Annotated in this window: 3 protein-coding genes; 2 read left to right on the forward strand and 1 reads right to left on the reverse strand. The window is 72.7% G+C overall.

Features of this window, described 5'->3' with window-relative positions; all coding sequences use genetic code 11:
• Window position 1 precedes the first annotated feature (1 nt).
• Both HY68_RS23600 and HY68_RS23605 read left to right on the forward strand, forming a co-directional pair.
• On the forward strand, window positions 2-7933 hold the full coding sequence (locus HY68_RS23600; protein ID WP_052457154.1) for a type I polyketide synthase: 7932 nt from the start codon (window positions 2-4) through the stop codon (window positions 7931-7933).
• Between the two features lie 85 nt (window positions 7934-8018).
• Window positions 8019-8624 carry a response regulator transcription factor gene (locus HY68_RS23605; RefSeq protein ID WP_041991943.1) on the forward strand — a complete coding sequence of 202 codons (606 nt, stop codon included), beginning with the start codon at window positions 8019-8021 and terminating at the stop codon, window positions 8622-8624.
• A gap of 401 nt (window positions 8625-9025) precedes the next feature.
• On the opposite strand, the gene HY68_RS23610 is transcribed toward HY68_RS23605, so the two are convergent.
• On the reverse strand, window positions 9026-10014 hold a 989-nt coding region (locus HY68_RS23610), incomplete at its 5' end, for a non-ribosomal peptide synthetase (protein ID WP_041991945.1).

Genomic DNA, 10014 nt, shown 5'->3' on the forward strand with positions numbered 1-10014 from the left:
GGTGTCGCTGGCCGCGATGTGGTCTTCGGTCGGTGTGGTGCCGGACGCGGTGGTGGGTCATTCCCAGGGCGAGATCGCTGCTGCCGTCGTGGCGGGCGGATTGTCGTTGGAGGACGGTGCGCGGGTGGTGGCTCTGCGCAGCCGGGCGCTGGTCGGACTGTCAGGGCGTGGGGGCATGGTGTCGGTCCCGCTCCCGGCGGACGCGGTGGAGGAACGCCTTCGCGAGCTGGACGGAAGTGTCTGTGTCGCGGCGGTGAACGGTCCGTCGTCGACGGTGGTCTCCGGTGACGCCGGGCTGCTGGACACGCTGGTCGCCGAGTACGAAGCGGCAGGGGTACGGGCACGTCGTATCGAGGTGGATTACGCCTCGCATTCGGCTCATGTGGAGGCGATCGAGGCAGAGCTGTTGGAGGTTTTGGGCCCCATCATGCCGCACAGCGGTGACGTGCCGTTCTTCTCGACAGTGACATCCGACTGGTTCGACACGACAGCGCTCGATGCCGGCTACTGGTTCCGGAACCTGCGGGAGACGGTCCGGTTCGGTCCGGCGGTTGAGGCACTGGCCGGAGAGGGCTTCCGGTTCTTCGTGGAGTCCAGTGCGCATCCGGTGGTGCGGATCGGGGTCCAGGAGAGTCTGGAGCGTGCGGGCGCCGCCGATGCGGTGGTGGTGGGCACGCTGCGCCGGCAGGAGGGCGGCATGGCCCGGTTCCTGGCCTCCGCCGCGGAGTTGTGGGTGCGCGGTGGCGAGGTCGACTGGGCAGCGTTCTTCGCCCCGGCCCACCCGCGCGTCGTGGAGCTGCCGACCTACGCCTTTCAGCACCAGCCCTACTGGCCGAAGTCCGTCACGTCCAGCGGCGACGCCTCCCATCTGGGTCTGGGCGTCGTGGGCCATCCCTTGCTCGGCGCGACAGTGGCGCTCGCCGACTCGGAAGGTGTGCTGCTGACGGGGCGGTTGTCGCTCGCGTCCCATCCGTGGCTGGCGGACCACACGGTCAACGGAAGCGTTCTGCTGCCGGGTACGGGTTTTGTGGAGCTGGCGATCCGGGCCGGTGACGAGGTCGGCTGTGACCTCGTGGAGGAGCTGACGCTTCAGGCGCCGCTCGTCGTCCCTGAACGGGGCGCGGTGCAGCTTCAGTTGGCTGTCGGCGCCCCGGAGGATGACGGGCGGCGGGCACTGGCCGTTCATGGCCGGTCCGCCGATGCCGCAGCCGACGAACCCTGGACCTGCCACGCCACCGGCTTCCTCACCACCGACACCGCGTCCGCGCACTTCCCGGAGGAGTCGTGGCCGCCGGCCGGTGCGACGGCGCTGCGGCCGGACGACGTGTACGAATCGATGGCGGCCGTCGGTGTCGACTACGGCCCCGCCTTCCGCGGCCTGAAGGCCCTCTGGCGCCGCGACGACGAGCTGTTCGCCGAAGTGGCCCTGCCGGACGAGGCGTCCGACGAAGCGGACGCGTTCGGGCTGCATCCCGCGCTTCTCGACGCCGCGCTGCAACCGCTGGCGCTCGGGGGCTTCTTCGAGGGGGCGTCCGCCGACGGGCCGCTGCTGCCGTTCGCCTGGACCGGGGTACGACTGGCGGCCACGGGCGCCACCGCGCTGCGAGTACGGCTCTCCTCTGCGGGCCGTAACGCGGTCCGGGTGGAGGTCGCCGACAGCGCCGGCGCGCCGGTCGCCTCCGCTGACTCGCTTGTCGTACGTCCCCTCGCCGTTGCTGACCTCACGGGCGGCGCCGACCCGCTGCGGGACGCCTTGTTCCGGCTCGACTGGGTGCCCGCCCCCGACACCGCCGCCCCGGCGACGGGCGGTGTCCGCTGCCAGCTGCGGGGCGACGACGTACCGGAGCTGCGCGCCGTACTGGAGAGGGCCGGCGCTCAAGTCGACCTCTGCCCGCCGGGGACGGACCCGGACACCGAACTGCCCGTACCCCGGGTGGCGTTCGTGGTGTGCGAGGCCGTGTCACAGGGCGTCGTCGAGGACACGGCGGCCCAGGTGCGTACCGCGACCGCCGCGGCGCTCGCGGCGGCGCAGGCATGGCTGGCCGCCGACGGGTACGCCGACGTGCCGTTGGTGTTCGTCACCCGCGACGCCGTACCGGCCGGGGGGCCTGCGGCCGGCGATCTGCCGAACGCCGCCGTATGGGGGCTGATCCGCTCGGCCCAGTCCGAGAACCCGGGCCGCTTCGTCCTCCTGGACATCGACGGTACGGAGGAGTCGTGGCAGGCGCTGCCCGCCGCCGTACTGTCCGGCGAACCGCAGGCCGCCCTGCGCGTCGGCGCCACCCTCGTACCGCGACTCGCCCGTCACAGTGCCGAAGAGGTCCCCGCGCCCGCGTGGGACACCGAAGGCACCGTACTGATCACCGGAGGCACCGGAACGCTCGGCGGCATCGTCGCCAGGCATTTGGTCGCCGCGCACGGGGTGCGCCATCTGGTACTCGCCGGCCGCAGCGGCCCCGCCGCCGATGGCGCCGACCGGCTGCGGGACGAACTGACCGGGCTGGGCGCCGAGGTGACCGTCGTCGCGTGCGACGCGGCCGACCGGCAAGCCCTGGCCGACGTGCTGGCCGGTGTCCCGGCGGAGCACCCCCTCACCGCCGTGGTCCACGCGGCGGGTTCGCTGGACGACGGCGTCGTCACCTCACTGACCCCCGAGCGGTTCGACACGGTGCTGCGGTCCAAGGCCGACGCCGTCCTCAACCTGCACGAACTGACCAGGGAACTGCCGCTCACCGCTTTCGTGGTCTTCTCCTCGGCGGCGGGCGTCTTCGGCGGCCCGGGGCAGGGCAACTACGCCTCGGCCAACGCCTTCGTGGACGCCCTGGCCGGATACCGGCGCCAACTCGGCCTGCCCGCCCTGTCCCTGGCATGGGGCTTGTGGGAGCAGGACAGCGGACTGACCGGGGGACTCGACGACACCGACCGGGCCCGGCTGGCCCGTACGGGCGTCGCGCCGTTGTCGACCGAGGACGGTCTCGCCCTGTTCGACGCGGCCCGCACGGCGGACCTGGCGACCCTGGTGCCCATCCGCCTGGAGTTCGGCGCGCTGCGCGCCGCCGCCCGCTTCGGCGCGGTGCCCACGGTGCTGCGCGGTCTGGTCGCCACGTCGAAGCGGCGCACGGTGGGCGCCGACCCGGCTGCGGCTTCGGCTCTGCGTGAGCGCCTGGCCCGTATGCCCGAGGCCGAACACCTCGGTGCCCTGCTGGACGTGGTGCTCGGTCAGGCTGCTGCCGTGCTCGGTCACCCGGACCCCAACAACCTGGACCCGGAAGGGCCGTTCAACGAGAACGGCTTCGACTCGCTGACCGCCGTCGAGTTCCGCAACCGGATGAACACGGCCACCGGCCTCCGGCTGCCCGCCACGCTGATCTTCGACTGCCCCACCCCCACGAGCCTGGCCGCGTATCTGCGGACCGAACTGCTGGATGACGGACCGGCCGCAGGGCCCGCCACGGCTGCCGGCGGCGACGACGAGCCGATCGCTATCGTGGGCATGAGCTGCCGGCTGCCCGGCGGCGTCACCGACCCGGACGGTCTGTGGCGGCTGGTGGCCGAGGGTGGGGACGCCATGTCGATGTTCCCCGCCGACCGCAACTGGAACCTGGCCGAGCTGTACCACCCCGACCCCGAGCACCCCGGCACCACGTACACACGCGAGGGCGGATTCGTCTACGACGCAACCGAGTTCGACCCGGCGTTCTTCGGCATCTCGCCGCGCGAGGCCGTCGCGATGGACCCGCAGCAGCGGATGCTCCTGGAAAGTTCGTGGGAGGCGCTGGAATACGCCGGTATCGACCCGGCGAAGGTCCGCGGCAGCCAGACCGGCGTGTTCGTCGGTCTGATGTACCACGACTACGGGATGCACCTGCAGCACCTGCCGAGCGGCAGCGAGGGGTTCGTCGGTACGGGCACGTCCGGCGGTGTGGCGTCGGGGCGGATCTCGTACACCTTCGGTTTCGAAGGGCCCTCCGTCACCCTCGACACGGCCTGCTCCTCCTCCCTGGTGGCCCTGCACTGGGCGATCCAGGCGCTGAGGTCCGGTGACTGCTCCCTCGCCCTGGCCGGTGGGGTCACCGTCCTGTCCACCCCCAACGTGTTCGTCGACTTCAGCAGGCAGCGCGGGCTCGCGCCCGACGGCCGCTGCAAGTCCTTCGCCGACGCGGCGGACGGCACCGGCTGGAGCGAGGGCGTCGGCATGCTGCTCGTCGAGCGGCTCTCCGACGCCCGCCGCAACGGCCATCAGGTGCTCGCCGTGGTCCGCGGCTCCGCCATCAACCAGGACGGTGCCAGCAACGGTCTCACCGCCCCCAACGGCCCCTCCCAGCAGCGGGTCATCCGGCAGGCCCTCGCCGACGCACGGCTCGTCCCTTCCGAGGTGGACGCCGTCGAGGCGCACGGCACGGGCACCACCCTCGGCGACCCGATCGAGGCGCAGGCCCTGCTCGCGACCTACGGGCAGGACCGGCCCGAGGACCGGCCGCTGTGGCTGGGCTCGGTGAAGTCCAACATCGGTCACACCCAGGCCGCGGCGGGAGTCGCCGGCGTCATCAAGATGGTGATGGCCATGCGCAACGGCGTCCTGCCGCGCACCCTCCATGTGGACCGGCCCTCGCGGCACGTCGCATGGGAGTCGGGCTCGGTACGGGTGCTCACCGAACGGACGGACTGGCCCGACAGCGACCGGCCGCGCCGGGCCGGCGTGTCCTCCTTCGGCATCAGCGGCACCAACGCGCACGTCATCCTCGAACAGCCCGCGCCCGAATGGGAGGTGCCACGGCCCGAACAGCCCGACGTGGCAAGCCCGGTGACCGCCTGGACACTGTCGGCGAAGAGCCCCGAAGCGCTCCGTGCCCAGACCCAGCGGCTGCGCGCCCACGTGGAGGACCGGCCCGAGCAGACGCCCGCCGAGATCTCCCACGCGCTGGCCACCACCCGCAGCGCACTCAAACATCGCCTGGTCGTCCTCGGCGCCTCCCGCGCCGAACTCACCGAAGGGCTGGACGCGGCATCGCTGGGGACGCCCGGCGCGCAGGTGATCAGCGGCACCGCCGCGCGCGGCAAGACGGCCTTCCTCTTCACCGGTCAGGGCAGTCAACGGCTCGCCATGGGCCAGGAGTTGTACGACACGTACCCGGTGTACGCCGCCGCCTTCGACGAGGTGTGCGCACGATTCGACCAGCACATCCAACCGCCGGTACGTGACGTCCTGCGCGACGACGCCGAGCTGCTTCAGCAGACGCAGTACACCCAGGCCGCGCTCTTCGCGGTCGAGGTGGCCCTGTTCCGCACCCTCGAACAGTGGGGCGTACGGCCCGACTTCCTGGCGGGCCACTCCATCGGCGAACTTGTCGCCGCCCATGTCGCCGGCGTGCTCCCGCTGGACGACGCGGTACGACTCGTCGCCGCGCGCGGCAGGCTGATGCAGGCGCTGCCGCCGGGCGGGGCCATGGTGTCGGTGCGCGCGGCCGAGGAGGACGTACTGCCCCTGCTCGCCCCCTACCCGGACCTGGTGAGCGTCGCCGCCGTCAACGGGCCCGCGTCCGTGGTCATTTCAGGCGACGAGACGGCCACCCTCGCCCTGGCCGCACGCCTTGCCGAACAGGGGCACAAGACGAGACGGCTGGCCGTCAGCCACGCCTTCCACTCACCCCTCATGGAACCCGCGCTGGCGGAATTCCGGCGCGTCGCCGAAGAGATGACGTACCGGCCGCCGACGATCCCGGTTGTCTCCAACGTCACCGGAGAGCTGGCCACCGATGCCGAACTCACCTCGCCCGCCTACTGGGTGCGCCACCTCCGCGAAGCCGTACGGTTCAGCGACGGCGTACGCACCCTGCGGGCGCAGGGAGTGACCAGGTTCATGGAAGTCGGCCCCGACGCCGTGCTGTCGGCGATGGCGCAAGAATGCCTTGTCGACTGGACGGGGACCAACGTGCCGGCGCTGCGCCGCGACCGGCCGGAGGCACGCACACTGGCTGAGGCGCTCGCCCACCTCTACGTCCACGGGCTGCCCGTCGACTGGGCCGCCGTCGTCGGCGGGGCGCCGCCGCGTACCGTCTCCCTGCCCACGTACCCCTTCCAGCGTCAGCGCTACTGGCCGGACGCGACCGGGCGGCGCCGGGAGTCCGGGACCCGCGACGTGGAGCGGGCGGACCAGGGCCTCTGGGACGCCGTCGAGCGCCAGGACCCCGACGCGCTGCTCGCCGCGCTCGGCCTGGGCGCCGGGCACCAGCTCGGCGACCTGCTGCCCGCACTGGCGAAACTGCGCGGCACGCGGGACCCGGACACCACAGCGCGGCTGCGGTACCGGACCACCTGGAAACCCCTGACGGACGTACCCGCACCCGCCCTGGCCGGACCGTGGCTGGTCTTCGTGCCCGAGGACGAGACGGTCTCGGAGCACGCCCAGGCGGTCGTGGCCGGCCTCGCGGCCCACGGCGCGCAGGTACGGGCGCTCCCCGTGGCCCGCAGCTCCGACGCCGACAAGCTCGCCCGCCGGATCAGGGAGACCGCCGACGAACGGACCGCCGGCATCACGTGCCTGCTCACCGACGGCGAGCAGGGCGCCGGGAGCGGCACGACCCGCTTCGCCGAGTCCCTGGTCGCAGCGGTGACCGAGGCCCAGCCTGCGGCGCCCGTGTGGTTCCTGACCCGGGGCGCGGTCCAGGTGACCCCGTCGGACGGCCCGACCACGCCCGGCTCGGCACCGGCCTGGGGCGTCGGACGGGCCGCGGCCCACGCGTACACGGCGCTCAGCGGCGGCCAGATCGACCTGCCCGAGCAGATCAACGAGCAGGCCGTACGCCGGCTGTGCGGGATGCTGACCGGGCTGACGGGCGAGGACGAGATCGCCGTACGCGCCGCCGGTGTCTTCGGCCGCAGGCTCCAGCAGGCCCCGGCGGGCCGGGTGGCGCTCGGCACCGACTGGCAGCCGACGGGTACGGTCCTGATAGCCGGTGAACTCGACGCGCAGACAGTCGAGTTGACCCGGTGGGTGGCGCGCGCCGGCGCCGCCGGAGTCGTCCTGACCCAGCCGGCAGCCGCACTCGACACCGAACCCGGCGTCGTGGTGCACGCCTGCGACCCGGCCGACCCGGCGGCTCTCGACGCCCTGCTGGACCGTATCGAACCGCCCCTGACCGCCGTCGTGTGCACCGCCGGCGACGGCATGACGACCGATGCGACGGCCGACATGGCGACCGGTGCGACGACCGCTACGACAGGGACGCCGGCGGCCGTCGCCCACACCCTGCACGAACGCACCCGGTCCCTGGACCTGGCCGCCTTCGTCCTCGTCTCCCCGGCGGAAGCGGCCTGGGGCACCGCGGGGCAGGCCGCCACCGCCGCGCACCTGTCCTTCGACGCCCTCGCGGGACTGCGAGCCGCCCAGGGGCTGCCGGCCATCTCCGTGGCCGTCGGCCTGACCGACCCGGCTGCGGTGGTACCCGCCGTCCGGCAGGCCCTCGCCCAGGGCGACACGACCCTGCTGCTCACCGACACAGAACCGGCCGACATCGGCGCTCTCCTGTCGGCCCACCGCCCGTCCCGGCTGCTCGACGAACTCCCGGAAACGGCGGGGGACAAGGACGGTCAGGGCGCGGACAGCGCCGAAACGGGCGACAGCGTCGCCGCGTTCCGGCAGCGGCTCGCGGACGGTACGCCCGACGAGCACCGCGGTATCGTGCTCGACCTGGTACGCGGCGCGGCGGCGGAGATCCTGCGGTTCCCCTCCGCCGAAGCGGTCGAACACGACGCCGACTTCTTCGACCTCGGGTTCTCCTCGATGGCCGCGATCGAACTGCGCAACCGGATCGTCGAACTCACCGGACTGGAACTGGAGGCCGACGCCGTCTACGACTGCCCGACCCCCGCGGACCTCGCCGAGCACCTGCTCGCCGAACTGGCCGGGGCCCCGGCACCCGAGGTCGGCTGACACGCCGTCACTGCCCGGGACGGCACCAACGTCCCGGGCAGTACGCTGAGTCCGCCCGTACAGAACGTCGGAGGAGCACACACACTTGATCAGGGTTCTGCTCGCCGACGATCAGGCGCTGGTGCGCGGCGCACTCGCCTCGATGCTCCGCCTGGAGCAGGACATCGAGGTCGTCGCCGAGGTCGGCAACGGGGACGATGTTCTGCCCGCCGCGCTGCGTACCCTCCCGGACGTGGCGCTGATGGACGTCCAGATGCCGGGCAAGGACGGTCTGAGCGCCGCGGCCGAACTCGGCCGGCGGCTGCCGTCCTGCAAGGTCGTCATCTGCACGACGTTCGGCAGGCCCGGATATCTGACCCGGGCCATGGCGGCGGGCGCCGTCGGCTTCGTCGTCAAGGACGCGCCCCCCGAACACCTCGTCGACGCGGTGCGCAGGGCTGCGGCCGGGCTGCGGGTCATAGACCCCGGCCTCGCGTCGGAAGCCCTCCACTCGGGCACCAGCCCCCTCACGGTGCGGGAGCGGCAGGTGCTCGCCCAGGCACTCGACGGGGGTACGGTCACCGACATCGCCCGGGCGCTGCACCTGTCGGAGGGGACCGTGCGCAACCACGTCTCGTCCGCCATGGCCAAGACCACCGCGAGGACCCGCGCGGAGGCTGCCCGTATCGCGGAGGACCGCGGCTGGCTCTGACGGGCCCTCCCCGGGGTCCCCGTCGCCTCGTACGCCCCGCCCTTACACCGTAGGCGCGGCCGGCACAACCATGACACCTATCAGGGGTCCGCCATGACAGACGTCGTGGGCGACCACCGTCCGACGGCCGCACACTGGACCAGCAGGAAAGAGAAAGCGGTCCGAGGCGCACGGCGACATCCCCGCACCATCCCCGGACCGCTTTCCGCAACACCGCCTCCGACTCCGGAGGAGACGCGAAGCGCGCGTGCCGGACGACCCCTCCGGAAACCCCCGTTCCGGTGTCCGGCAACGCGCGCCGCGCCTCTCCGGCCCCGGCCGCGGGACTTCCCACCCGTGGAGTCCCGCGGCTTAACGGGGTGGCGCGGCGCGGTGGCCGGCTGCCGCTGCCGTAGGATCACTCAGCCATTCGAACCCGCCGTCGACTCCGCTTCCGCACCCGCCGCCGCGCGCGCCGCACGCGTCTTCATGGCCAGCCCCGCAGGAGTCGGGTCGTCGAAGAGGTCCTTGAGCTTGAGCCGTACCTCCGTCGCCGTCTGAACCTCCTGCAACAGCCGTACGCCGAGCAGCGAATGACCCCCGTGCGCGAAGAAGTTGCTCTCCGCGTCCAGATCGCCGCGCCCCAGCAGGCTGTTCCACAGTGCCACCAGCACCCCCACCAACTCGTCACCGCCGCCGGCGGAATCCTGGCCCGCGCCCCGCGGACCGGCGGGCGGCACGTCGGCAGCCGTCCTGCGCTGCTCCAACGCCCGCCGCGTGAGCGCCGGGTAGTCCACCTTGTCGTTGCCCGTCATCGGGAAGGCGTCCACCGCCACGAACTCCTGAGGCGTCGCCGAGGCAGGCAGCGAACCGTGCGCGTGCTCCCACAGCTCCGCGACCACCTCGGGCCGCCCCGGAGCGACCACGAACGCGCACAGGACCGCGTCGGCGCTCGGGTCACCCGCGATCACCACCGCGGCGGCGAGCACATCCGGATGGGACAGCAACACGGCCTCGATCTCGCCGAGTTCGATCCGGTTGCCCCGCAGTTTGACCTGGCGGTCCATCCGTCCGAGGATCTCCAGCCTGCCGTCGCCGGTCCACTTCGCCAGGTCCCCGGTGCGGTAGAACCTGCCGTACCGCGGATGGTCACCGAAGCGCAGCGCCGTCAGCTCCGGACGGTCGTGGTAGCCGACAGCGACGCCCGTCCCCGCGACACACAGTTCACCGCGCACCCCGACCGGCAGTTCACGGCCGTACGGATCCGCCACGTACACCTGGGTGTTGGCGATCGGGCGGCCCACATCCACCCGGCCGTCGGCGGTCGCCCGGTCGAGCCGGCCCGCGGTGGACCAGATGGTGGTCTCCGTGGGGCCGTAGACGTTGTACAGGTCGCAGCCGGTCGCGCTCA

It is taken from the genome of Streptomyces sp. AcH 505, from assembly GCF_000818175.1.
Classification (GTDB): Bacteria; Actinomycetota; Actinomycetes; order Streptomycetales; family Streptomycetaceae; genus Streptomyces.